The following is a 22,665-nucleotide window of genomic DNA, read 5'->3' as shown; positions in this document are numbered from 1 at the left end:
CATTTATTAGGCGAACTAACTTAGTGGAGAGAGGCAAGGGGAGACACAGATGGACCTGCTGCGACAACCGAAGGCCGTATGGGCCACGGCCGGCGCCTCCGTCGTCGCCTTCATGGGCATCGGACTCGTCGACCCGATCCTGCCGTCCATCGCACGGGGCCTGCACGCCACGGCCGGCCAGGTGTCCCTGCTCTTCACCTCGTACTTCCTGATCACCGCGGTGGCGATGCTGCTGACCGGCTTCGTCTCCAGCCGGATCGGCGGCCGCAGGACCCTGCTGCTCGGCCTCGCCCTCGTCGTCGTCTTCGCGGGCCTGGCCGGCACGTCGGACACCGTCGGCCGGCTGGTCGGCTTCCGGGCGGGCTGGGGCCTCGGCAACGCCCTGTTCGTGTCGACCGCCCTCGCGGTCATCGTCGGTGCCGCGGCCGGCGGGAGCGCGGCGGCGATCCTGCTGTACGAGTCCGCGCTCGGCCTCGGCATGGCCTGCGGCCCGCTGCTCGGCGCGATCCTCGGCAACGTCAGCTGGCGCTACCCGTTCTTCGGGACGGCCACGCTGATGGCGATCGGCTTCCTGTGCATCACGATGTTCCTGAAGGAACAGCCGAAGCCGGCCCGGAAGACCTCGGTGCTCGACCCGATCAGGGCGCTCGGCCACGGCGGCCTCGCCTCGGCGGCGGTCTCCGCCTTCTTCTACAACTACACGTTCTTCACGGTGCTGGCCTTCACGCCGTTCGTGCTGAACATGACGCCGTACCGCTCGGGCGCGGTGTTCTTCGCCTGGGGCGTGCTACTCGCCGTCTTCTCGGTGATCGTGGCCCCGCGCATGCAGGCCCGCCTCGGCTCGCTGAAGGTGCTCGGCGGCTCGCTGGTGCTGCTCGCCGCGGACGTCCTCGTCCTCGGCTACGGCGACCACACCACGGCCGTCGTCTGCACGGTCCTGTCCGGCGCCCTCATCGGCGTGAACAACACCGTGTACACCGAGCTGGCCCTCGGCGTCTCGGACGCCCCGCGCCCGGTGGCGAGCGCGGGCTACAACTTCGTCCGCTGGTTCGCGGCCGCCGCGGCCCCCTACTTCGCGCCGAAGATCGAGGAGTGGACGGACATCCACGTCCCGTTCGTGGTCGCGGGGATCACCGCGCTGCTGGGCGCGGCCGTGGTCGTCGTACGGCGCCGCGCCCTCACCCACGAGGTGGCGGAGCGGGACGTGGCGCACGCCACGGAGGACGGTGTCAGCGCGTTCGCCAACTGACCGGAATCAGCCGTGCGTTGGTGAGTTCGGTCACGCCGGGTTCAGTCCAGCGGGACGGACGCGCGGGCCGGGTCCCTCAGGTCCGTCCCCTGGGCGAGCCAGCGTTCCTGGAGGGCCTGGGCGCCGTGCACCCGCTTCCAGGCGGCCTCGTTCGGGGTCATCGGCAGCAGCGGCAGGAACCGTACGGGATCCATCGGGTCGTCCAGCTCCAGATCCTCGACCAGCCCGCCGGGCTCGCCCACCAGCACCGAGGTGAAGGGGGCGCCGGGCCACAGCGGCTCGCCGGTGTCCAGGGAGGCGCCGGGCGTCACGATCAGACCCTCCACCTGCGGGGACGCGGCCAGCACGGCGAGCGGGCGCAGCACCTTGTCGGTGTCCGCCCGGCCCGCGCGGACCGAGAGGACCAGCTCGGCGCGGGGCCCCTTGACCGGGTCCCCGACCGCCGCCGTGGGGTCGGTCATGGGGTGCTGGGACATGCCGAGGGTGGCGTACCGCAGGAGGTCCCCCTCCCGGAACCGGAGCACCTCGACGCGGTCCGTGCCGAGGAAGGTGACGGCGGCGCGCGCGTCCGGTTCGCCCAGCGCGGTGCTCAACCGTGCCTCGACCAGAGGAAGAACATCGACCATGCGGCGAGCATAGAACTCGTCAGTGACGGGCAAAGCGGCGCCTTGACAGTTCGGGCGGCTGCTAATCTGAGCCCACGAAGAGACTCCCTCACGAGGGACCGGCCGGAGGAGGTGGGGCTGTCATGGATCGAAGTCGACCTGGTAGTACCACTCGCTCTTCCGCCCGCTGATCTGGTCTCTGGCTGGCCGCTGCCGCCTTCCCGCGCGCGTTGCCCTTCGGAAGAGCACTTCGTTTCGCCTCGCCTGATCCGTCTGATCAACGTCAGTTCCGCATCAGCAGCGAAGTCGCCACCGCGACGGTGCGGTGCTCCCCGCTTTGTGGACGTGCCAAACATCCCGTGGCCAGGACCGTCCTCATTCCGGGTAGTTCCACCCGTCGTCACGCGCTCTCGCTGCCTGCCCGCGAAGGAGCCCGCCCATGTCGATGATCCGCGACCTGCGCGCCGTGGTCCGCTCGTCGTCCCGTTCCTCGCTGCGGGGGGACACCGCCCCGTACGACACCACCCGCGACCCCGGCACCTCGTCGGCCGTCGTGGACTGCGCCGTCTACCGCGACGGCCGCCGGGTCGAGAGCGGCAAGCCGCTGAGCCCGCACGAGGCGATGCGCCAGGTGCGCCGCGACGGCGGCTTCGTCTGGATCGGGCTGCACGAGCCGACCGAGGCCGAATTCGCCGGCATCGCGGGCGAGTTCGGGCTGCACCCGCTGGCCGTCGAGGACGCGGTGCAGGCCCATCAGCGCCCGAAGCTGGAGCGCTACGACGACTCGCTCTTCACCGTCTTCAAGACCATCCACTACGTCGAGCACGACCGGCTCACCGACAGCAGCGAGGTCGTGGAGACCGGCGAGGTGATGTGCTTCACCGGCCGGAGCTTCTTCATCACCGTCCGGCACGGCGGCAAGGGCTCGCTGCGGGCGCTGCGCCACCGCCTCCAGGACGACCCGGAGCTGCTGGCCAAGGGCCCCTCGGCGGTGCTGCACGCCATCGCCGACCACGTCGTCGACGGCTACATCGCGGTCGCCGACGCCGTGCAGGACGACATCGACGAGGTGGAGACCGAGGTCTTCTCGCCGGGTCCGGGCGGCAAGGTCTCGCGCGGTGTGGACTCGGCGCGGATCTACCAACTCAAGCGCGAGGTACTGGAGTTCAAGCGGGCGGTCGCGCCGCTGCTGCGGCCCATGCAGCTGCTGAGCGAGCGGCCGATGCGGCTGGTCGACCCGGACATCCAGAAGTACTTCCGGGACGTCGCGGACCACCTCGCCCGGGTCCAGGAGCAGGTCATCGGCTTCGACGAGCTGCTCAACTCCATCCTCCAGGCCAACCTGGCGCAGGCCTCAGTCGCGCAGAACGAGGACATGCGCAAGATCACCGCCTGGGCCGCGATCATCGCCGTACCGACGATGGTGACAGGCGTGTACGGCATGAACTTCGACAACATGCCGGAGCTGCACTGGAAGTACGGCTACCCGCTGGTCCTGAGCCTCACCATCGGCATGTGCGTGGGCATCCACCGGGTGCTGAAGCGCAACGGCTGGCTGTGAGCGCCGCTCGATAGGCTGGGCGCATGACGAGCGATCTGCCCGGCCCGGCCCCCCTCGACCAGGCCCTTCTCGACCAGGCCCTCATCGAGGAGGCCGCGAAGAAGTCCGGCCTGATCTGGGTCAGGGGCGCCGGCGCCCCGGCCGCGCGTGCGCTGTGGCACGTGTGGCACCAGGGGGCGGTGTACCTGGTCGGCGACGGGCCGGGGGAGCAGCCGCTGCCGGCGCTGGTCGACGGCGGCTTCGCCGAGGTGACCGTGCGCGGCAAGGACAAGGGCGGCCGGCTCGTCACGTTCCCGGTGACCGTGACGGAAGCGGCGGCCGGCTCCGAGGAGTGGGAGGCGGCCGTCGCCGAGCTGAAGGGCAAGCGCCTGAACGCGCCGGACGGCGAGGCGATGCCGGGGCGCTGGGCCCGCGAGTGCCGGGTGCTGCGCCTGACTCCGGCCGGGTCCGTGGTGCCGTTGCCCGACGACAGCCAGGCGGAGCGTCCGGTGCCCACTCCGGCGACCACCAGGGAGCCGATTCCGGCAGGACTGCCGAAGCTGCTCGGCAGGCGACGGCGGAAGTAGGCCGGGGCCGGATCCGGCGCCGGGCAGCCGCTACGACGTCGGCAGCTGTCTGCCGTAGTCCACCGTGTCCCCCTGGTCCGGTTCCGTGACCGTGAAGTCCTTGCCCCAGTCCGAGAAGCTGAGCGTGCCCGCACCGCCGGCGCGGACCAGGCGGAGGGGGTAGGGGGTGCCCTGGAGGGAGACGTCGAGGGTGCCGCCGGAGCCCTGGTCGCCGGTGATGCGGATGGTGGGGGTGCCCGACTGGTCGTGGTGGCCGTCGGTCGCCAGGCTGCCGTGCAGCGTCAGCAGCCCGTCGAGCAGGACGGACTTGTCCGTGAACCCGCTGAACTTCTTGTACGCGGGGTCCCCCTGCGGCACCTTCACGTACTTGCCGTTCAGCTTGCCGGCCGTGCTGTCACCGCCGCCGTCGCCACCGCTGCCGCCGTTGCCGCTGCCGCCCGCGTGGCTCCAGAAGTCCGAGTCGGCCTTCAGATAGAGCTGCTGACCGACCCGCAGCAGCTGGAAGGTGGCCCCCTGCGCGGTCACCGACCCGGTGCCGCCGTCCTCTTTCAGGCGCATGTCCAGCTGGTACGTACGGCCGCTGGTGACCACCGTGCCGGTCAGCCGTACCGCAGCCGCCCCGTCCGCCGCCGCGCGGGTCCTCGTCTGGATCTGCCCGGCGGGCAGCTTGCCCACGCCGTTGGTGCCCGCGTCCGGATCGTCGCCGCCGCAGCCGCCCAGCACCGCCACCCCCGTCACCGCCAGTGCGCAGATCGCGGTCGCCCGCGCGGTCCGGCGGGTTCGGCCCTGGGGAATCGCAGTCACCGGTGGAGCTGCCTTTCTGTCGGGTCCTGAGCGGCGTACCGCAGCGTACCGGTGCCCCGGCCGCCCGGCGGAGTCAGTCCGTCCGGACCCCCCACCAGGGCGTGTCCGACCGCCACGGGCTAGCCTGAAGCGCACCCGAGCGGGCAAATTCGAGCAATTCACCGATCACTTCGTAAAGAAAGCGGAACACCCCCTTAAGGGAGATTCCCAGGCCACGTCAGCAGAGGAAGCACAGCCATGGCAGCCGGCGCCCCCCGGATCTTCGTCTCGCACCTCGCCGGGGTCCCCGCCTTCGACCCCAACGGCGATGTGGTGGGCCGCGTCCGCGACCTCGTCGTCATGATGCGCGTCGGCAGACGCCCCCCGCGCGTGCTGGGGCTGGTGGTCGAGCTGTCCACCCGGCGCCGGATCTTCCTGCCCATGACCCGGGTGACCGGCATCGAGTCCGGCCAGGTCATCACCACCGGCGTGATGAACGTCCGGCGCTTCGAGCAGCGGCCCACCGAACGGCTGGTCTTCGGTGAGCTGCTCGACCGGCGCGTGACGCTCACCGAGACCGGCGAGGAGGCCACGGTCCTCGACGTGTCCGTGCAGCAGCTGCCCGCCCGCCGCGACTGGGAGGTCGACCGGGTCTTCGTCCGCAAGGGCAGGAAGGGCGGCGCCTTCCGGCGGGCCAAGGGCGAGACGCTGACCGTCGAGTGGTCGGCCGTCACCGGATTCTCGCTGGAGGAGCACGGGCAGGGCGCCGAGAGCCTGCTCGCCACCTTCGAGCAGCTGCGCCCCGCCGACCTCGCCAACGTCCTGCACCACCTGTCCGCCAAGCGCCGCGCCGAGGTCGCCGCCGCGCTCGACGACGACCGGCTGGCCGACGTCCTCGAAGAGCTCCCGGAGGACGACCAGATCGAGATCCTCGGCAAGCTGAAGGAGGAGCGGGCGGCGGACGTGCTGGAGGCCATGGACCCCGACGACGCGGCCGACCTGCTCTCCGAACTGCCCGAGGCGGACAAGGAACGGCTGCTGAACCTGATGCAGCCCGCCGACGCGGCCGAGATGCGGCGCCTGATGTCGTACGAGGAGCACACGGCCGGCGGTCTGATGACCACCGAACCGATCGTGCTGCGCCCGGACGCCACCGTCGCCGACGCCCTCGCCCGGGTCCGCAACCCCGACCTCTCCCCCGCCCTCGCCGCCCAGGTCTACGTCTGCCGCCCGCCCGACGAGACCCCGACCGGCAAGTACCTGGGCACGGTCCACTTCCAGCGGCTGCTGCGCGACCCGCCGTACACGCTGGTCAGCTCGATCGTCGACACCGATCTGCAACCGCTCGACCCGGACGCGGCGCTGCCCGCCGTCGCCGGGTTCTTCGCCACCTACGACATGGTCGCCGCGCCCGTGGTGGACGAGGCCGGGCGGCTGCTCGGCGCGGTGACCGTGGACGACGTGCTGGACCACATGCTGCCCGAGGACTGGCGGGAGCACGAGTTCCACCTGGACGACGGATACGAGGGAGAGGGGGCGGCCACGCATGACTCCTGAGCGCGAGAGCGGCACCCGCGAGCGCACCCCGGTGGGCGCGACGGCGGCCACCCGGCACCGCACGCCCCGCCTGGACCAGCCGCGCCCGCCGCGGCGCCGGTACCTGCCCGAGTGGGACGCCGAGGCCTTCGGCGTGATGTCGGAGAAGATCGCCCGGTTCCTGGGCACGGGCCGCTTCATCGTCTGGATGACGGTCGTCATCATCCTGTGGGTGCTGTGGAACGTCACCGTGCCCATGGCCCTGCGCTTCGACCAGTACCCGTTCATCTTCCTGACCCTGGCCCTGTCCCTCCAGGCCTCCTACGCGGCCCCGCTGATCCTGCTCGCGCAGAACCGGCAGGACGACCGCGACCGGGTCAACCTGGAGCAGGACCGCAAGCAGAACGAGCGGTCGATCGCCGACACCGAGTACCTGACCCGGGAGATCGCCACCCTGCGCCTGGGCCTCGGCGAGGTGGCGACCCGCGACTGGATGCGCTCGGAACTCCAGGACCTGCTGAAGGAGCTGGAGGACCGCCAGGGCCGCAGCGACCGTGTCGTATTCCCGGCGGAACGGTCAGAACGGTCGCCGGGACGTGACACAGACGACCGCTGAGGGGCATCCCGAAGGCCCCGCGCCGCGCCGTACCATCGTCCTTATGGCTACGGAAGACGCGGTGCGCGAGGCACTGGCGACGGTGAACGACCCCGAGATCAACCGCCCCATCACCGAACTGGGGATGGTCAAATCGGTGGAGATCGGTGCGGACGGAGCGGTCGCGGTCACCGTGTACCTGACGGTCTCCGGCTGCCCCATGCGGGACACCATCACCCAGCGCGTCACCGAGGCGGTCTCCCGGGTCGAGGGCGTCACCCGCGTGGACGTCACGCTGGACGTGATGAGCGACGAGCAGCGCAAGGAGCTGGCGAGCGCCCTGCGCGGCGGCCAGGCCGAGCGCGAGGTCCCCTTCGCCAAGCCGGGCAACCTCACCCGCGTCTACGCGGTCGCCTCCGGCAAGGGCGGCGTCGGCAAGTCCTCCGTGACGGTCAACCTGGCGGCGGCCATGGCGGCCGACGGCCTCAAGGTGGGCGTGGTCGACGCCGACATCTACGGCCACAGCGTGCCGCGCATGCTGGGCGCGGACGGCCGTCCCACCCAGGTCGAGAACATGATCATGCCGCCGTCGGCGAACGGCGTGAAGGTCATCTCCATCGGCATGTTCACGCCGGGCAACGCCCCGGTCGTCTGGCGCGGCCCGATGCTGCACCGCGCCCTCCAGCAGTTCCTGGCGGACGTGTACTGGGGCGACCTCGACGTCCTGCTCCTGGACCTCCCGCCGGGCACCGGCGACATCGCGATCTCGGTCGCCCAGCTGGTCCCGAACGCCGAGATCCTGGTCGTCACGACCCCGCAGCAGGCGGCGGCCGAGGTCGCCGAGCGCGCCGGTTCCATCGCCGTACAGACCCACCAGAAGATCGTCGGCGTGGTCGAGAACATGTCCGGCCTGCCCTGCCCGCACTGCGGCGAGATGGTCGACGTCTTCGGCACGGGCGGCGGCCAGCTCGTCGCCGACGGCCTGACCCGCACCACGGGTGCGACGGTCCCGGTCCTCGGCTCGATCCCGATCGACGTCCGCCTGCGCGAGGGCGGCGACGAGGGCAAGCCGGTGGTCCTCACCGACCCGGACTCCCCGGCGGGCACCGCCCTGCGGGCGATCGCCGGAAAGCTGGGCGGCCGGCAGCGTGGACTGTCGGGCCTGTCGCTGGGGCTCACCCCGAAGAACAAGTTCTAGCCGTACGGGCACGACGCCCAGCAGTACGGGAAAAGGGCGCCGAAGACGATCGGCGCCCTTTTGTCATGCGGTCCCCGCCCATGGTCACGCGTAGGCGGCGACGTCCTTCACCACGGCGAACCCGAGTCCGTACGCGCTCATGCCCCGGCCGTACGCGCCCAGGTGCACCCCCGCCTCGGTCGTACCGGCGAGCACCCAGCCGAACTCGGACTCCCGGTAGTAGAAAGAGGCCGCGACCCCGTCCACCGGGAGGGACAGCGTGGACCACTCCGGTCCGTCGAGATCGTCGGCCAGCGCCCACGCGGTCTCGGTCTGCTGCTCCAGCCAGTCGTCCCGCAGGCTGTGGTCCATCTGTCCGGGCCAGGTGAACGACAGCAGCCCCACCCCGGCCAGCCACGCCGCCGAGGACACCGAGGTGGCCTCCAGCAGCCCCGTACCGTCCGCGCTGCGCCGCGACGGCTGCGCGGCGACCGTGACCACCACCGCGAACTTCTCCCGCGGCTCACCGGCGGAGCCTGTCTCGCCGCGCACGGAGGGCTCGTCGCCGTGCCCTGTCGATCCGTGCTCGACGGAGCCGTCCGCCGCCGTGGCGACCTGCATCAGCCAGCGCGGCCCGGTGAACGCCTCGTCAAGGCCGTACCACGGGAAAGACGCCTGAAGATAACCGTCGACCGTACGCCGGGCGGAGGGGGACTGCTGTCCGCCCTCCGCGGCCGGCGCCTGTACGCCCACCCGACTCGTCGTCTCCATCTGCCCGGACGCCTCCTCGCTCTCGTCGGACCGGGGCGGCCCGCCCCCCTTCGGGCGTACTCCTCCGGTCCGCACAACAACTCGGCAGCATATCCACACGAACGAGTGCGGCAGGGCAGGCAGTCGGTGCGTGGGTCGCACGAACGGCCTGTTCAGGACGCGTGCGCCGGGGGTGTGTTATGAAACGCGTCACGTGCGCGGCGCACGCCCGCGCGCGTGTCGGCGACGGTCAGGTGGCGTCCGCGTCGAAGGGCGGCCGGTCGTCGTTGCCGGGCTCCTCGGGCTTCTTGGTCATGTCGACTCGCCCGCCGGACCCGGAGTCCGGGGACGGCGAGGACGATGTCGAAGACGACGAGGCGGACGACGAGGTCTCGGTGTCCCGGCTGTTGACGGCGTCCGTGACCTCGGCCATCTCCTTCTTCAGGTCGAAGCCGTTGCGGATCTCCTTCAGCCCCAGTTCGTCGTTGTCCAGCTGCTTGCGGATGAACGTCTTGGGGTTGAGGTCCTCGAACTCGAAGTCCTTGAACTCGGGGCCCAGTTCGTTACGGATGTCCTGCTTCGCGCTCTCCGAGAACTCGCGGATCTTCCGGATCGTGCGCATCACGTCCTGGATGACCTTCGGGAGCTTGTCCGGACCGAAGACGAGCACGGCGATCACAACGATCGTGAGCAGCTCGAGTGGTCCTATGTCATTGAACACCTGACGCTCCTATTGATGTCCTCGGTCGCTCAACGGTACCCGGCGTTCCCGTCCGACCGGTACCGTCCCGAGGTGAGACTTGTGTCAGTTCTGCTCCGCCGCGCCCAGGACCAGCGGGACCTCCCGGTCGGTGCCGCCGCGCCGGACCGTCAGCCGTAGCCGGTCACCGGGCCGGTGGGCGCGGATCCTGACGATGAGCTCCCGGGCCGAGTGCACGGGCTGACCGTCGACCTCGCCGACGACGTCGCCCGGCTTCAGACCTGCCCGGTCACCGGGGCCTCCCGGGATGACGGCGGGACCGCCGCTCGCGCTCTTGCTGTCGATGCGGGCGCCGTCGCCGGTGTACGCCATGTCGAGCGTGACCCCCAGCACCGGGTGGGTCGCCCGGCCGTCGTTGATCAGTTCCTCGGCGACGCGCTTGGCCTGGTTCACCGGGATGGCGAAGCCGAGGCCTATGGAGCCGGCCTGGGCGCCGTCCGAGTCCGAGCCGCTGTCGGCGGACCGGATGGCGGAGTTGATGCCGATCACCCGGGCCTGGGAGTCGAGGAGCGGGCCGCCGGAGTTGCCCGGGTTGATGGGCGCGTCGGTCTGCAGCGCGTCGACGTACGACACGTCGCTCCCGTCACCCTTGTCGCCGCCGGCCGTGATGGGCCGCTCCTTGGCGCTGATGATGCCGGAGGTGACGGTGTTGGCCAGGTCGAAGGGGGCGCCGATGGCGACGACGGGGTCGCCGACCCGGACGCCGTCGGAGTCGCCGAGGGGCAGCGGGGTGAGTCCGTGCACGCCGTGCACCTGGACGACGGCGAGGTCGTAGCCGCTGTCCCGGCCGACCACCTTGGCCTGGACGCTTTCACCGCTGCTGAACGTCACGGATATCGCGCCGCTCGATCCGGCGGGGGCGACGACGTGGTTGTTGGTGAGGATGTGCCCCTGGGTGTCGAGCACGAAGCCGGTGCCGGTGTCGGTCTGGTCGGTCCCGCTGACATGCAGGGTGACGACGCTGGGCAGGGCGCGGGCGGCTATCCCGGCCACACTGTCGGGCGCACGCCCGGCGGGCACCCGCCCGGCCTGCGGCAGGCTCACCTCGCCGTCGAGCCCCTGCCGCTCCGCGTACGCGCCGACGATCCCTCCGACACCGGCGGCGACCAGGGCGACGACCACCGTCCACCCCACCATCAGCCGCCTCCCCCGCCCGGCCCCGGCGTACTGAAGCACGCCGCGCCGAACCGCCTGCTCCTGCGGAGACCCGGGCGCCCAGGGGTCATACCGCCCCCAGGGATCGTCATCGACCCCGACCAGCCCACCGGGCGCGGGAGCACCGAGAGCGGGGGCGACGGGGGTGACAGGGGCGGGTGCCTGGGCCGGGGCTTCGGAGGGTGAGGCCGGAACGCCGGGCGCGGGGGCACCCGGCAGGGGCGTGGCTGCGCTCGGCGCGTGTGTCCCCGGCGCCGTCGGTGCGGGCGTCTGCTGGGCCGCCGGGTGCTGGACGGGCGGTGCGGGGGCCCAGGGGCCCGGCTCGCCGTACGGCGGGGTGCCGTAGGGGTCCGGGTCGTGCAGGGGCCTGGGACGCTCGGTGGGGGCCGCCCAGGCGGTTCCTCCGGGGACGGTCTCGGCCGGTGCGCCGGCCGCCGGGGCGGTGCCCTCCCCGGCCCCGCCCTCCTCGACCCCGCCCGGCTGGGCCAGTTCGAAGTCGTCGTCGGCCGACCCGGAATCCGTCGGAACGGAGTCCGTCGCCCTGGAGGTCCGCCCCGAGTCGCCCGGTGCGGTCTCCCGGCGGTGCTCGGCCGGCCGGTCGGCCGACGTCGGCTCCGTCGGCCCCTGCGGCTCCTCCCCCGGCGGGACACGGTTCCCCTCGTTCATGCTCTCCCCACAGCTGGCCGCGGCCGCACGCTTCGGCGGCGGACACGGAACGTCGACTGCGCCCCCGGGTCATCGCCGCGGGAACGGCCCTCACAGGATTCAACCAGGTTCGCGGGGCCGGGGCGCAGTGGCCGGTCAGGGGGTCTGCGGCTGTGAGGAGGGGGAGGCGGATGCCGTGGGGGACGCGGGGGCGGGGACGGGGGCGGACAGCAGGCCGGAGCCGGTCGCTCCGGGGACCGCGGACCACGCGGCGAGCGGATAGGCCACGGTGTCGTCGAGCGGACGTATCAGCGGGGAGAGGGCGGCCACGCCGGCCATCACCGGCGCCGTGAGACCGCGAAGCGCGCTGGTCTGGGCCTGTCCGGTGCCGGGGGTCGGCACTCCGGGCACCAGCGGTGCGGACATCGAGGTCGGCGCCACCGAGGTCTGTCCGAGCAGCGTGCTGCCCTGGACGGCAGGCGGGCCGGTCGCGCGGCGGCGCTGGCCGTCGGGCGTGGCCGCGCCCGAGCCGGCCGAGCGGGCCGGGACGACGCTGCCGCTGCCGCCGCGCGCGTCCGCCGTCGCGTCGGAGGGCAGGGCCGTGGTGACGCTGCCGAGGGCGACCGCGGCCAGGGACACCGCACCGGCGGCGGCGACCGCGAACCGCAGACCGCGCGAGGCACCGCGTCCGTCGTCCGGGCGTCCGACGGGATGGATACGGAAGCCGCGCTCGTGGTCCGCGGGGACGGCGGGCCGCGAGGGGGCGGGCACGGAGGTGCCGGGCCGGAGGGGGACGTAGCCGAGGGCGAAGCGCTCACCGCGCCGCGATCCGAAGATGCCGGAGCCGCCGAGGACATCGCCCGGTACGGCGGTCAGACCACCGGACGGGCCGGATCCGTCGGCTCTTGTGGCGCTCTCCTCCCGGGGGTCGCCTCCGAAGAGACCGCCGCCGGGCGGGGATGTGCTGTCGCCGCCGGGCAGGCCCTGGAGGCGGGCCAGGAAGCTCGCCGAGGGCGGGGGCGGGGCCGCCTCCGCGAACACGTTCTTCAGCCGGCGCTGGGCGTCCGCCTCCGCCTTGCACCGGGCACACGTGGCCAGGTGCGCGAGGACCCGCTCACGCGACTCGTGACCGAGCTCTCCGTCCACCAGGGCGGAGAGTCGGTCTCCCAGATGCTGTTCGGCGAGATGCGCCTTCCGGTGCGCCTTCTCCACAGGTTTCGGCCGGGATCCACTCACGCGGTCGCGCCCCCTCCCCCCAGAGCGGGGACACGGGCCACGAAGGAGCGCCGCTCGGCCGCACGGGCCTCCGGGGAGCGGTGCGCAAGGGCCTTGCGGAGCTGGGAGCGGCCGCGGTGGATACGGGAGCGGACCGTGCCGAGCTTCACGCCGAGGGTCGCGGCGATCTCCTCGTACGACAGTCCCTCGATGTCGCACAGGACGACGGCGGCGCGGAACTCCGGCGCCAGGGTGTCGAGGGCCTGCTGGACGTCGGCGTCGAAGTGCGCGTCGTTGAAGAGCTGTTGCGGGGTGGGCTCGCGGCTGGCCAGGCGCTCGGCCGCGTCCTCGCCGAGGGCGTCGAAGCGGATGCGCTGCTTGCGCCGGACCATGTCCAGGAAGAGGTTGGTGGTGATGCGGTGCAGCCAGCCCTCGAAGGTGCCCGGCGAGTACGTCGACAGGGAGCGGAAGACACGGACGAAGACCTCCTGGGTGAGGTCCTCGGCGTCGTGCTGGTTGCCCGTCAGGCGGTAGGCCAGGCGGTAGACCCGGGCGCTGTGCGTGCTGACGATCTCCTCCCACGTGGGCGGAGTCCACGCCTGCCCGTCCGCGTCGGTGGAGAAGGTCGCGGTCTGGGTCTCGCCTGCGGCGAAACCGGCGTGGTGGTCAGCAGCGGTGTCGGTCACGGATTTCGGCCTGCCCGCCGATCCGAGGAAGCGCCGCAGCACTCCGCCCCGGTCCCCGGGCGCAGCCGCACCTCCCCTGTCGGCTCTGGTGGTGTCCAGTGGAGCCCCTACCATAGCCACCTCGCCCGTTAGCTCCGGATAAGCGGTTTTACGAGAATTTGATACTTGCCGGCACGGCTCGTGCGGCTGCGTCAGCAGTTGCTCGGTGTCCTGATCCACCTCATACCCCCCGTCGCGCATCCGGCCACCGTCTCTTCCCCTTAAACGTCCGGTCCCATCTGCGGGTTCCCGCCGCCAACGGATACAGTCACGCCCAGGCAACCACGGGGACAGGAGAGGGTCATTACCGGCAACCGGCAGACGAGCTGGGCGTTCGCCGACGCCTACGTCGCCGAGGACGAAGCGCTGCTCTGGGCCCGTGACCGGGCCCGCGAGGCAGGGCTGCGCTCGGTGTCGCCGGCCACGGGCGCCGCGCTGCGACTGCTCGCCGCCTCCGTGGACGCCAAGGCCGTCGCGGAGATCGGCACGGGCTGTGGGGTGTCCGGAATCCATCTGCTGCACGGCATGCGTCCGGACGGGGTGCTCACGACGGTCGATCCGGAGCCGGAGCACCAGCAGTTCGCCCGGCAGGCCTTCCGCGCCTGCGGATTCGCCAGCAACCGGGCGCGGTTCATCCCGGGCAGCGCGCTCGACGTCCTGCCCCGGCTCGCGGACGCGGGCTACGACCTCGTGTTCTGCGACGGCGACCGCCAGGAGTACGCGGACTATCTCGCTGAATCGTTGCGCCTGTTGCGGCCCGGCGGTCTCGTGGTCTTCGAGGGGGTATTCGCGGGCGGCCGTACGGTCGACTCCGGGCCGCAGCCGACGGAGGTGCTGCGCCTGCGCGAGCTGCTGCGCTCGGTGCGCGAGAGCCAGGAGCTGATGTCGTCGCTGCTGCCGGTCGGCGACGGACTGCTGTGCGCCGTCAAGAGGTGAGCACGGCGAGCACCCGGCCGCCGGGGCCGGGCGACGGGGCCGCGCATGCGTCTGCCCCGGCACCGCTTACGATGCCGGGGCAGACGCAAGGACAAGATCGCGGGCGCGTCAGACGGTGACCTTCTCCAGGGCCTCACCGAGCGCCTTGGCCTCGTCAGGGGTCAGCTCGACGACGAGCCGACCGCCGCCTTCGAGCGGAACGCGCATGACGATGCCCCGCCCCTCCTTGGTCACCTCGAGCGGGCCATCGCCCGTCCGCGGCTTCATGGCCGCCATGCTCGTTCCCCTTCCTGAAACCAGCTCATCGTCTGCCGAGAGCCCTCGGAGGGCACCCGCGGTTCCGAAGCGGACACGCGACACCGGCATCGAACACATTGCTTCCCGGCCATTATCCCGCATGGCAGGACCCGATGACCAACATCAGTCGGCATCGCTTGGGCAACGCGCGCGAGCAAAACCACTCAATTCGGGGATGTGGCTGCGATACTGCGCCACCGCACCGACGCCGACCGGCGGACTCCGCTCCGTTTTTCTTTGACGCAGGTCACACGTCCGGTCCGGCCCTTGGCCCGTGATCTCCGCCATGCTGTGCTTCGTACACGACGTACTGAGCGGTACGTCACCCGCGACCCGGAGGAAGATGTCCCATGGCAGACACCGTGCTCTACGAGGTGAGCGACGGACTCGCGACGATCACGCTGAACCGCCCCGAGGCGATGAACGCGCTGAACATCGCGACCAAGGTCGCCCTGCGGGAGGCGGCGGAAGCCGCGGCCGGGGACACGGCCGTACGAGCGATCCTGCTGACCGCGGCCGGGGAGCGGGCGTTCTGCGTGGGCCAGGACCTCAAGGAGCACATCGGGCTGCTCGCGTCCGACCGCGAGACGGGGGCCGGGCAGACGATGAGCACGGTCAAGGAGCACTACAACCCGATCGTGGCGGCGCTCGCCGGGGCGCCGAAGCCGGTGGTCGCCGGGGTGAACGGCGTCGCGGCCGGGGCCGGCCTCGGCTTCGCGCTCGCCGCGGACTACCGGGTGGTCGCCGACACGGCCGCCTTCAACACGTCCTTCGCGGGCGTCGCGCTGACCGCCGACTCCGGCGTCTCCTGGACCCTGCCCCGGGTGATCGGCCCGGGCCGCGCCACCGACCTGCTGCTCTTCCCGCGCAGCATCAGCGCGCAGGACGCCCTGGAGCTGGGCATCGCCAACCGGGTCGTACCGGCGGCCGAACTGCGCGCGGAGGCCGAGAAGGTGGCGCGGGCGCTGGCCGAGGGGCCGACGGTGGCGTACGCGGCGCTCAAGGAGGCGGTGGCCTACGGGCTGTCGCACTCGCTGGCGCAGACGCTGGAGAAGGAGGACGAGCTCCAGGCCAGGGCCGGGCAGTCCGAGGACCACGCGATCGCCGTGCAGGCCTTCGTGAAGAAGGAGAAGCCCACGTACCTGGGCCGGTGAGCGGTCAGCGGGGGTGCGGACCGGTGCGGCTCACGCAGGCCTCCAAGTGGTCGTCGACCAGCCCGCACGCCTGCATGAGCGCGTACGCCGTCGTCGGGCCGACGAACTTCAGTCCGCGCTTCTTCAGGGCCTTGGACAGGGCCGTGGACTGCGGGGTGACGGCCGGAACGTCGGCGAGGGTCTTCGGGGCGGGGCGGCCGGCCGGGTCCGGGGCGTGGGACCAGATCAGCTCGTCCAGCTCCCCCTGCGCCCAGTCGGCGAGCACGCGCGCGTTGGCGAGTGTGGCGTCGATCTTGGCGCGGTTGCGGATGATGCCCTCGTCCGCCAGCAGCCGCTCGCGGTCGTCGTCCGTGAAGGCGGCGACCTTCTCGATACGGAAGCCCGCGAAGGCCGTCCGGAAGCCCGGGCGGCGGCGCAGGATCGTGATCCAGGACAGGCCCGACTGGAAGGCCTCCAGGCTGAGCCGCTCGAAGAGGGCGTCGTCGCCGTGGACCGGGCGGCCCCACTCCTCGTCGTGGTACGACACGTAGTCCTCGGTGGACAGGGCCCAGGGGCAGCGCAGGGCGCCGTCGGGTCCGGCGAGGGCGGTTCCGTCGCTCATCGCCCCTCCTGCGGGTGGTCGGGCTTCTCCAGGTGGACGTGTGCCGCGGCGGCTCTGGCGCCGGCGAGCGCCGACTCCAGGTCGGCGATGCGGGCGTCGCGCTCGGCCAGCTCGGCGCCGAGGCGGCCGAGGGCGTCGTCGACGTCCGCCATGCGGTAGCCGCGCGGGGCGAGCGGGAAGCGCAGGCTCTCCACGTCGGCACGGTCCACGGGGCGGTCCGGGGGCAGCGGGTCCTGGACCCGCTCCGGCGCCACCTCGGGCAGCGGGGCGCTCTCGCCGCCGCCCACCACGGCGAGTGTCACCGCGGCGACCACGACGGCCAGCGCGACGACCAGGAAAAAGAACATCACCATCGCCAGGGCCCCACGCTCTCTGCCGGACACAGAAACTGTCAGGGTCCGATCGTGCCATGCGAGTCTGACAGTTAGGGTCGCAGGCGGCCGTACTGCGGGACGTTCTGGGAGAGGTCACAGCGAATGCTCAGGCTGGGCAGGCGGGAATTCGGGGCGCACGAGCCGGTGATCATGGCGATCGTGAACCGGACCCCCGACTCCTTCTACGACCAGGGGGCCACGTTCCGTGACGAGCCCGCCCTCGCGCGCGTGGAGCAGGCGGTGGCCGAGGGTGCCGCGATCGTCGACGTCGGCGGGGTGAAGGCCGGGCCGGGCGAGGAGGTCACGGCCGAGGAGGAGGCGCGGCGCACGGTCGGTTTCGTGGCGGAGGTCCGGCGGCGCTTCCCCGACGTGATCATCAGCGTGGACACCTGGCGGGCCTCGGTCGGCGAGGCGGTGTGCGAGGCGGGTGCGGATCTGCTGAACGACGCGTGGGGCGGGGTCGACCCCGCCCTGGCGGAGGTCGCGGCGCGGTACGGGGCGGGCCTGGTGTGCACGCACGCGGGTGGCGTCGAGCCCCGTACGCGCCCGCACCGGGTGACGTACGACGACGTCATGGCCGACATCCTGGACGTGACGGTCGCGCTGGCGGAGCGGGCGGTGTCGCTGGGCGTGCCGCGGGAGTCGGTGCTGATCGACCCGGGGCACGACTTCGGCAAGAACACCCGGCACAGCCTGGAGGCGACGCGGCGGCTGCCCGAGATGGTCGCGACGGGCTGGCCGGTCCTGGTCTCGCTGTCCAACAAGGACTTCGTGGGCGAGTCCCTGGGCCGCCCGGTGAAGGAACGGCTGATCGGCACGCTGGCGACGACGGCGGTGTCGGCGTGGCTCGGGGCGCAGGTGTACCGGGTCCACGAGGTCGCCGAGACCCGTCAGGTGCTGGACATGGTCGCCTCCATCGCGGGCCACCGCCCTCCCGCGGTGGCCCGCCGCGGCCTGGCCTGACCGGCCCGCCCGACGAGAGGTCCTAGCGGGCCGCCTCCTTGGAGACCAGGGCCACCGCCTCCGACACCTCGTCCGTGACGTGGAAGAGAAGGAGGTCCTTCTCCGCGGCCTTGCCCTGGGCGACCAGGGTGTTCCGGAGCCAGGAGACGAGGCCGCCCCAGTACTCGCTGCCGAAGAGGACGATCGGGAAGCGGGTGACCTTCTGGGTCTGGACGAGGGTCAGGGCCTCGAAGAATTCGTCCAGGGTGCCGAGACCGCCGGGCAGGACCACGAAGCCCTGCGCGTACTTCACGAACATCATCTTGCGGACGAAGAAGTAGCGGAAGTTCAGACCGATGTCGACGTAGGGGTTCAGGCCCTGCTCGAAGGGCAGCTCGATGCCGAGGCCGACGGAGGTGCCGCCGGCCTCGCAGGCGCCCTTGTTGGCCGCCTCCATGGAGCCCGGGCCGCCGCCCGTGATCACCGCCCAGCCCGCCTCCACCAGGCCCCGGCCGAGCCGGACGCCCGCGTCGTACTCCGGCGAGTCCACCGGGGTGCGCGCCGAGCCGAACACGCTGATCGCGGGCGGGAGTTCGGCGAGTGTGCCGAAGCCCTCGATGAACTCCGACTGGATCCGCAGGACCCGCCAGGGGTCGGTGTGGACCCAGTCCGTGGGGGCGCGCTCGTCCAGCAGCCGCTGGTCGGTGGTGCTCGGGATCACCTGCCCGCGACGTCGGAGGACCGGGCCCAGGCGCTGCTCGTCCGGCGGGATCTTCTTTCCCTCAGGGTTGCCGGTAGGCATGTGCGCTCCCTCCACTTGCGGGTAGTTCGATCTCAGACTAGATCGCCTCGGGTTACGGAGGGGGGACGTCCGCATGTCCGGTCCGGCACCGGCGGTTCCTACGCCGTCAGCCAGTTCCGCAGGCGCTCCTCGCCCGCGAGGATCTTGGCCGTCTCCACCCGCTCGTCACGCCTGTGCGCCAAGTGCGGGTTGCCCGGGCCGTAGTTCACGGCGGGGACGCCGAGCGCGGAGAAGCGGGACACGTCGGTCCAGCCGTACTTCGGCTGCGGGGTGCCGCCCACCGCCTCGATGAAGGCCGCCGCGGCCGGGTGGGACAGGCCGGGCAGGGCGCCGCCGCTGTGGTCGTCGATCACGAACTCCGTGACCCCGCAGTCGGCGAAGACCTCGCGGACGTGCGCGACGGCCTCCTCCTCGGTGCGGTCGGGGGCGTAGCGGAAGTTGACCGTCACCACGCACGCGTCGGGGATGACGTTGCCCGCGACCCCGCCGCTGATGCCGACCGCGTTGAGGCCCTCGCGGTACTCCAGGCCGTCGATGACCGGCCACCGGGGCTCGTAGGAGGCGAGGCGGGCGAGGATGGGGGCGGCCGCGTGGATGGCGTTGGAGCCCATCCAGGAGCGCGCCGAGTGGGCCCGCTCGCCCTCGGTCTTCAGCAGCACCCGCAGCGTGCCCTGGCAGCCGCCCTCGACCTGGCCGTCGGAGGGCTCCAGCAGAACGGCGAAGTCGCCCTCCAGCCACTCCGGGTGGGCCTCGGCGACGTGCCTGAGGCCGTTGAGGTCGGCGGCGACCTCCTCGTTGTCGTAGAAGACGAAGGTCAGGTCGCGGTTGGGGGCGGGGACCGTGGCCGCGATGCGCAGCTGCACCGCGACGCCGGACTTCATGTCGCAGGTGCCGCAGCCCCACAGCACGCCGTCCTCGTCCAGGCGCGAGGGGACGTTGTCCGCGATCGGGACGGTGTCGATGTGGCCGGCCAGGATGACGCGCTCGGCGCGGCCCAGGTTCGTCCGGGCGATCACGTTGTTGCCGTAGCGGTCGACCGTGAGGTGCGGCAGGGCGCGCAGGGCGGTCTCGATCGCGTCCGCGAGCGGCTTCTCGGTGCCGCTCTCGGAGCGGAGGTCCACGAGTTGCGCGGTGAGCGCGGCGGCGTCGAGCGTGAGGTCAAGCGAGGTGTCGGCCATGTCCGCGACCCTAACGCGTCACCCGCGGCCGCCGGGGTCCCCGCGCTGCTCCGGCCTGGTCGGCGGCACTGCCCGGACCCCCCGTGGGGACCGGACGGGGCTCCAGTACCTTGTACGCGTGTCAGAGCCGTCCCCCACTCGTATCAAGCGCCGCGGCCGTCTTTTCCGTTTCTCCGCGGCCCTGTTGGTCCTCTGCGGCGTCGCCGCCTATCTCGTGGTGCAGTACGTCACCGGAGGCGGTGGCGCGCACGGCTGCAAGGTGGTGTCGGCCGACGCCGACGGGACGTCGTACGAGTTCTCGCCGGAGCAGGCGCAGAACGCGGCGACGATCGCGGCCGTCGGCACCGGCCGCCACATGCCCGAGCGGGCCGTGGCGATCGCGCTGGCCACGGCCATCCAGGAGTCGGGGCTGCGCAACATCCAGCACGGCGACCGGGATTCGCTGGGCCTGTTCCAGCAGCGGCCCTCGCAGGGCTGGGGCACCGAGGAGCAGATCATGGACCCGGCGTACGCGGCGGGCATCTTCTACGCGCACCTGGCGAAGGTGCCGGACTACACCGACCTGCCCCTGACGGTGGCGGCGCAACGGGTGCAGCGCAGCGGCTACCCGGAGGCGTACGCCAAGCACGAGCCGGACGCCACGCTGCTGGCGGCGTCCCTGACCGGGACCGCGTCGGCCACGCTGACCTGCGACGGCCGCCCGCAGTCCGGGGTCTCGGCGACCGGTCCGGACGCCGTACGCAGCGCGCTGGTACGGGACTTCGGGCGCGACGCGCTCCAGGAGACCGGTGCGGAGGTGGGCGGCGTCCCGGTGCCCTCGCCGTCTCCCTCGCCGAGTGTGACCGCGACCGCGCAGGGGCGGACGGTGACCGTTCCGGTGGCCGAGGGCCAACGGACCGACGCGGGCGGGTACGGGGAGCGGCAGCGGGGCTGGCAGCTCGCCCAGTGGGCGGTGGCGAACTCCTCGGCGCTGCACATCCAGCGGGTGTCGTACGCCGGGCGCGAGTGGGTCGCCGGGAGCAGCGACAGCCAGTGGAAGCCGGCCGCGTCGGACGGGGCCGGCGGGGCGGAGCAGTCCGCGGGGGTCGTCCGGATCGTGACCGGACAGTAGTACGGGGGGTCACTCCTGAGGGTTGCTCGTGCCGCGGTTCACCGCGTCGGGCGGCCCGATTCCCCACCGGACGCGAGAACCCTTGGAAATCAAAGGGTGTAAGGATTCTGCGCCGTTTTCAGGGCGACCTTCTTTGCCCGTTTTTATCCACACCTGATTATGCGATGCGTTATCCATTCGTTACCCGAGGCGTCCGCAACCTTCGCGGGCTTCGAGCGGTAGTCACGGCGTCCGAGCCCGGACCCGAGCCCGGACCAACACCGTTCTCTCCCGTCGAATGGAGCATCATGTCCCTCCCTCTGACCCGCCGGATCGCCCGTACCGCGCTGCTCGTCGCAGCGGGAGCGGCAGCCGGGGTCGGTGCGGCCGGCTCCGCCAGCGCGGCCCCCAGCCAGCCCACGGTGGCCCCCAACCTGAGCGGCATGTCCGCCGTGGACGCGTCGCAGCTCGCCAACACCGCCGACGGTGCCGCACAGAACGCCACCACGCTCGCCGGCAACGCGGGCGGCCGAGTGGTCGGCACGGCGGTTCCGGCCGCGGGCCAGGCCGCCGGCGGCGGTCTGAAGAAGGCGGCCCCGGTGGCCCAGCAGGCCGCGGGCAGCGCGGCCGGGGCGGCCGGGAACGTCCTCGGGGACGCCGCGTCCGGCGCGACGAAGGGCGGCACCCTGCCGGCGTCCAACCTGCCGGTGCAGGGTCTGCCGCTGAGCTGACCCCCGCACGACGAAGGGGTCCGGGGAGCGTGCTCCCCGGACCCCTTCGTCGTGCGTGTACGGCACGCGGCTACAGGCGCTCCACCGCCGCGCGGATCCGTTCGTCCGTCGCCGTCAGGGCCACGCGGACGAAGTGCTCGCCCGCCTCGCCGTAGAAGTCGCCGGGGGCCACCAGGATGCCCAGGCCCGCCAGGTGGGCGACCGTGTCCCAGCAGGACTCGCCCCGCGTGGCCCACAGGTAGAGGCTGGCCTCGCTGTGCTCGATGCGGAAGCCGTGGCCGAGCAGGGCCGCGCGCAGGGCCGCGCGGCGGGCGGCGTAGCGCTCGCGCTGCTCGTGCACGTGCGCGTCGTCGCCGAGGGCGGCCACGACGGCCGCCTGGGTCGGCGACGAGGTCATCATGCCGCCGTGCTTGCGGATCTCCAGCAGCGGGCCGAGGACGGCCGGGTCACCGGCGACGAAGGCCGCGCGGTAGCCCGCCAGGTTGGAGCGCTTGGAGAGGGAGTGCACGGCCAGGATGCCGTCGTACGAGCCGCCGTTGACGTCCGGGTGCAGGACCGAGACCGGGTCGGCCTCCCAGCCCAGCTCCAGGTAGCACTCGTCGGAGACGACCAGGACGCCGTGCGCGCGGGCCCAGGCGACGATGCTCGTCAGGTCCTCCTTGCCGAGCACCTTGCCGGTCGGGTTCGACGGGGAGTTCAGCCAGAGGAGCTTCAGGTTCGCCGGGTCCAGGTCGCGCGGGTCGTCGTAGACCTCGTACGCGGCGCGGGCCAGGCGGGCGCCCACCTCGTAGGTCGGGTAGGCGAGGCGCGGGTAGGCCACCGTGTCGCCCGGGCCGAGGCCGAGCTGGGTCGGCAGCCAGGCCACCAGCTCCTTGGAGCCGACCACCGGCAGGACGTGGCGGTGGGTGACGTCGCGGGCGCCGAGGCGGCGCTCCAGCCAGCCGGTGATCGCGTCACGCAGCGCCGGGGTGCCCCACACGGTCGGGTAGCCCGGGGAGTCGGCCGCGTCGATCAGGGCCTTCTGGATCAGCTCGGGCACCGGGTCGACCGGGGTGCCCACGGAGAGGTCGACGATCCCGCCGGGGTGCGCGGCTGCCGTCTTCTTGTACGGCTCCAGCTTGTCCCAGGGGAAGGCGGGGAGCCGGTCGGAGACTGCGGACACGGGAATCAGGCTCACTTTCGTACGGTGCGGCAAACGCCTCGGTCCCGTGCGGCGTGATCGGGGCCGTACGGGACCG

The 22,665-nt window shown here is 72.3% G+C and carries 24 protein-coding genes; 11 read left to right on the top strand and 13 right to left on the bottom strand.

Annotation, left to right across the window (positions count from 1 at the left end; translation table 11 throughout):
- Positions 1–49: 49 nt before the first annotated feature.
- Entirely contained in the window at positions 50–1,249 is a 1,200-nt protein-coding gene (locus AC4OXY_RS31300) for an MFS transporter (protein ID WP_402065788.1), read from the top strand.
- Between the two features lie 41 nt (positions 1,250–1,290).
- Here AC4OXY_RS31300 and AC4OXY_RS31295 read toward each other — a convergent pair whose 3' ends face one another.
- On the bottom strand, positions 1,291–1,875 hold the full coding sequence (locus tag AC4OXY_RS31295; protein ID WP_491991451.1) for a suppressor of fused domain protein: 585 nt from the start codon (positions 1,873–1,875) through the stop codon (positions 1,291–1,293).
- 418 nt (positions 1,876–2,293) lie between these two features.
- On the opposite strand from AC4OXY_RS31295, the gene AC4OXY_RS31290 reads away from it, so the two are divergent.
- Together AC4OXY_RS31290 and AC4OXY_RS31285 are read left to right on the top strand one after the other, a co-directional pair.
- Positions 2,294–3,415 carry a magnesium and cobalt transport protein CorA gene (locus tag AC4OXY_RS31290; protein ID WP_356029081.1) on the top strand — a complete coding sequence of 374 codons (1,122 nt, stop codon included), beginning with the start codon at positions 2,294–2,296 and terminating at the stop codon, positions 3,413–3,415.
- A gap of 23 nt (positions 3,416–3,438) precedes the next feature.
- Positions 3,439–3,981 carry a hypothetical protein gene (locus AC4OXY_RS31285; RefSeq protein WP_376288825.1) on the top strand — a complete coding sequence of 181 codons (543 nt, stop codon included), beginning with the start codon at positions 3,439–3,441 and terminating at the stop codon, positions 3,979–3,981.
- A 30-nt stretch (positions 3,982–4,011) separates the two neighbouring features.
- Here the strand turns inward: AC4OXY_RS31285 and AC4OXY_RS31280 are convergent, their stop codons facing one another.
- Positions 4,012–4,785, bottom strand: coding sequence for a hypothetical protein (locus AC4OXY_RS31280; RefSeq protein WP_356029085.1), 774 nt, complete (start codon positions 4,783–4,785; stop codon positions 4,012–4,014).
- Between the two features lie 237 nt (positions 4,786–5,022).
- Between AC4OXY_RS31280 and AC4OXY_RS31275 the strand changes: the two genes are divergently transcribed.
- The 3 genes from AC4OXY_RS31275 to AC4OXY_RS31265 are packed head-to-tail and all read left to right on the top strand — an operon-like array spanning position 5,023 to position 8,093.
- Positions 5,023–6,321, top strand: coding sequence for a magnesium transporter MgtE N-terminal domain-containing protein (locus AC4OXY_RS31275; RefSeq protein ID WP_356029087.1), 1,299 nt, complete (start codon positions 5,023–5,025; stop codon positions 6,319–6,321).
- The gene (locus tag AC4OXY_RS31270) at positions 6,311–6,916 is read left to right on the top strand and encodes a DUF1003 domain-containing protein (RefSeq protein WP_356029089.1); all 606 of its coding nucleotides are present in this window, start codon (positions 6,311–6,313) and stop codon (positions 6,914–6,916) included. Before AC4OXY_RS31275 ends, AC4OXY_RS31270 begins: the two co-directional genes overlap by 11 nt.
- Before the next feature lie 43 nt (positions 6,917–6,959).
- Entirely contained in the window at positions 6,960–8,093 is a 1,134-nt protein-coding gene (locus AC4OXY_RS31265) for an Mrp/NBP35 family ATP-binding protein (protein WP_356029091.1), read from the top strand.
- Between the two features lie 84 nt (positions 8,094–8,177).
- Here AC4OXY_RS31265 and AC4OXY_RS31260 read toward each other — a convergent pair whose 3' ends face one another.
- From AC4OXY_RS31260 to sigE, 5 genes are all read right to left on the bottom strand, one after another.
- Entirely contained in the window at positions 8,178–8,843 is a 666-nt protein-coding gene (locus tag AC4OXY_RS31260) for a hypothetical protein (RefSeq protein WP_356029093.1), read from the bottom strand.
- A 229-nt stretch (positions 8,844–9,072) separates the two neighbouring features.
- Positions 9,073–9,543 carry a sec-independent translocase gene (locus tag AC4OXY_RS31255; protein ID WP_356029095.1) on the bottom strand — a complete coding sequence of 157 codons (471 nt, stop codon included), beginning with the start codon at positions 9,541–9,543 and terminating at the stop codon, positions 9,073–9,075.
- 84 nt (positions 9,544–9,627) lie between these two features.
- The gene (locus AC4OXY_RS31250; RefSeq protein ID WP_491991450.1) at positions 9,628–11,403 is read right to left on the bottom strand and encodes a S1C family serine protease; all 1,776 of its coding nucleotides are present in this window, start codon (positions 11,401–11,403) and stop codon (positions 9,628–9,630) included.
- A gap of 135 nt (positions 11,404–11,538) precedes the next feature.
- Complete coding sequence (locus tag AC4OXY_RS31245) at positions 11,539–12,618, bottom strand: zf-HC2 domain-containing protein (RefSeq protein WP_376288823.1); 1,080 nt, start codon at positions 12,616–12,618, stop codon at positions 11,539–11,541.
- A complete protein-coding gene (gene sigE, locus AC4OXY_RS31240) occupies positions 12,615–13,325 on the bottom strand; it encodes an RNA polymerase sigma factor SigE (protein WP_356029101.1) in 711 nt (236 codons plus the stop codon). Before sigE ends, AC4OXY_RS31245 begins: the two co-directional genes overlap by 4 nt.
- Positions 13,326–13,559: 234 nt before the next feature.
- Here sigE and AC4OXY_RS31235 point away from each other — a divergent pair, with 234 nt between their 5' ends.
- Complete coding sequence (locus AC4OXY_RS31235; RefSeq protein WP_356029127.1) at positions 13,560–14,258, top strand: O-methyltransferase; 699 nt, start codon at positions 13,560–13,562, stop codon at positions 14,256–14,258.
- 108 nt (positions 14,259–14,366) lie between these two features.
- Here the strand turns inward: AC4OXY_RS31235 and AC4OXY_RS31230 are convergent, their stop codons facing one another.
- Entirely contained in the window at positions 14,367–14,534 is a 168-nt protein-coding gene (locus AC4OXY_RS31230; RefSeq protein ID WP_003985072.1) for a DUF3117 domain-containing protein, read from the bottom strand.
- Positions 14,535–14,905: 371 nt separating this feature from the next.
- On the opposite strand from AC4OXY_RS31230, the gene chcB reads away from it, so the two are divergent.
- Complete coding sequence (chcB, locus tag AC4OXY_RS31225) at positions 14,906–15,709, top strand: 2-cyclohexenylcarbonyl CoA isomerase (protein ID WP_356029103.1); 804 nt, start codon at positions 14,906–14,908, stop codon at positions 15,707–15,709.
- 4 nt (positions 15,710–15,713) lie between these two features.
- On the opposite strand, the gene AC4OXY_RS31220 is transcribed toward chcB, so the two are convergent.
- Both AC4OXY_RS31220 and AC4OXY_RS31215 read right to left on the bottom strand, forming a co-directional pair.
- Positions 15,714–16,310: a DNA-3-methyladenine glycosylase I gene (locus AC4OXY_RS31220; protein WP_356029105.1), complete on the bottom strand. Its 597-nt coding sequence runs from the start codon at positions 16,308–16,310 to the stop codon at positions 15,714–15,716.
- Positions 16,307–16,663, bottom strand: coding sequence for a DivIVA domain-containing protein (locus AC4OXY_RS31215; protein ID WP_362818490.1), 357 nt, complete (start codon positions 16,661–16,663; stop codon positions 16,307–16,309). The genes AC4OXY_RS31220 and AC4OXY_RS31215 overlap by 4 nt, the downstream gene beginning before the upstream one ends.
- A 123-nt stretch (positions 16,664–16,786) precedes the next feature.
- Here AC4OXY_RS31215 and folP point away from each other — a divergent pair, with 123 nt between their 5' ends.
- Entirely contained in the window at positions 16,787–17,647 is an 861-nt protein-coding gene (gene folP / locus AC4OXY_RS31210) for a dihydropteroate synthase (RefSeq protein ID WP_491991449.1), read from the top strand.
- Between the two features lie 22 nt (positions 17,648–17,669).
- Here folP and AC4OXY_RS31205 read toward each other — a convergent pair whose 3' ends face one another.
- Positions 17,670–18,428, bottom strand: coding sequence for an LOG family protein (locus tag AC4OXY_RS31205; protein ID WP_376288821.1), 759 nt, complete (start codon positions 18,426–18,428; stop codon positions 17,670–17,672).
- A 98-nt stretch (positions 18,429–18,526) separates the two neighbouring features.
- On the bottom strand, positions 18,527–19,606 hold the full coding sequence (gene dapE, locus AC4OXY_RS31200) for a succinyl-diaminopimelate desuccinylase (protein WP_356029113.1): 1,080 nt from the start codon (positions 19,604–19,606) through the stop codon (positions 18,527–18,529).
- A gap of 118 nt (positions 19,607–19,724) precedes the next feature.
- On the opposite strand from dapE, the gene AC4OXY_RS31195 reads away from it, so the two are divergent.
- Together AC4OXY_RS31195 and AC4OXY_RS31190 are read left to right on the top strand one after the other, a co-directional pair.
- On the top strand, positions 19,725–20,717 hold the full coding sequence (locus AC4OXY_RS31195) for a VldE C-terminal domain-containing protein (RefSeq protein ID WP_362818483.1): 993 nt from the start codon (positions 19,725–19,727) through the stop codon (positions 20,715–20,717).
- Positions 20,718–21,004: 287 nt separating this feature from the next.
- Positions 21,005–21,427, top strand: a complete 423-nt coding sequence (locus tag AC4OXY_RS31190; protein ID WP_356029117.1) for an ATP-binding protein — start codon at positions 21,005–21,007, stop codon at positions 21,425–21,427.
- 70 nt (positions 21,428–21,497) lie between these two features.
- Here AC4OXY_RS31190 and AC4OXY_RS31185 read toward each other — a convergent pair whose 3' ends face one another.
- Positions 21,498–22,589: a bifunctional succinyldiaminopimelate transaminase/glutamate-prephenate aminotransferase gene (locus AC4OXY_RS31185; RefSeq protein ID WP_491991448.1), complete on the bottom strand. Its 1,092-nt coding sequence runs from the start codon at positions 22,587–22,589 to the stop codon at positions 21,498–21,500.
- Between the last annotated feature and the right edge of the window lie 76 nt (positions 22,590–22,665).

It is taken from the genome of Streptomyces sp. HUAS MG56, from assembly GCF_058673395.1.
Note: the sequence above shows the minus strand (reverse complement) of the source record. Positions and strands in the feature narration are given on the sequence as shown.

Excerpts from the sequence above, each read along its gene's own strand:
- AC4OXY_RS31230 (WP_003985072.1), bottom strand. The coding sequence starts at position 14,534 with ATGGCGGCCATGAAGCCGCGGACGGGCGATGGCCCGCTCGAGGTGACC.
- AC4OXY_RS31300 (WP_402065788.1), top strand. The coding sequence starts at position 50 with ATGGACCTGCTGCGACAACCGAAGGCCGTATGGGCCACGGCCGGCGCC.
- AC4OXY_RS31290 (WP_356029081.1), top strand. The coding sequence starts at position 2,294 with ATGTCGATGATCCGCGACCTGCGCGCCGTGGTCCGCTCGTCGTCCCGT.
- AC4OXY_RS31205 (WP_376288821.1), bottom strand. The coding sequence starts at position 18,428 with ATGCCTACCGGCAACCCTGAGGGAAAGAAGATCCCGCCGGACGAGCAG.
- AC4OXY_RS31260 (WP_356029093.1), bottom strand. The coding sequence starts at position 8,843 with ATGGAGACGACGAGTCGGGTGGGCGTACAGGCGCCGGCCGCGGAGGGC.
- chcB (WP_356029103.1), top strand. The coding sequence starts at position 14,906 with ATGGCAGACACCGTGCTCTACGAGGTGAGCGACGGACTCGCGACGATC.
- AC4OXY_RS31295 (WP_491991451.1), bottom strand. The coding sequence starts at position 1,875 with ATGGTCGATGTTCTTCCTCTGGTCGAGGCACGGTTGAGCACCGCGCTG.
- AC4OXY_RS31220 (WP_356029105.1), bottom strand. The coding sequence starts at position 16,310 with ATGAGCGACGGAACCGCCCTCGCCGGACCCGACGGCGCCCTGCGCTGC.
- folP (WP_491991449.1), top strand. The coding sequence starts at position 16,787 with ATGCTCAGGCTGGGCAGGCGGGAATTCGGGGCGCACGAGCCGGTGATC.
- AC4OXY_RS31250 (WP_491991450.1), bottom strand. The coding sequence starts at position 11,403 with ATGAACGAGGGGAACCGTGTCCCGCCGGGGGAGGAGCCGCAGGGGCCG.
- AC4OXY_RS31215 (WP_362818490.1), bottom strand. The coding sequence starts at position 16,663 with ATGGTGATGTTCTTTTTCCTGGTCGTCGCGCTGGCCGTCGTGGTCGCC.
- AC4OXY_RS31190 (WP_356029117.1), top strand. The coding sequence starts at position 21,005 with ATGTCCCTCCCTCTGACCCGCCGGATCGCCCGTACCGCGCTGCTCGTC.
- dapE (WP_356029113.1), bottom strand. The coding sequence starts at position 19,606 with ATGGCCGACACCTCGCTTGACCTCACGCTCGACGCCGCCGCGCTCACC.
- AC4OXY_RS31285 (WP_376288825.1), top strand. The coding sequence starts at position 3,439 with ATGACGAGCGATCTGCCCGGCCCGGCCCCCCTCGACCAGGCCCTTCTC.
- AC4OXY_RS31265 (WP_356029091.1), top strand. The coding sequence starts at position 6,960 with ATGGCTACGGAAGACGCGGTGCGCGAGGCACTGGCGACGGTGAACGAC.
- AC4OXY_RS31275 (WP_356029087.1), top strand. The coding sequence starts at position 5,023 with ATGGCAGCCGGCGCCCCCCGGATCTTCGTCTCGCACCTCGCCGGGGTC.
- AC4OXY_RS31270 (WP_356029089.1), top strand. The coding sequence starts at position 6,311 with ATGACTCCTGAGCGCGAGAGCGGCACCCGCGAGCGCACCCCGGTGGGC.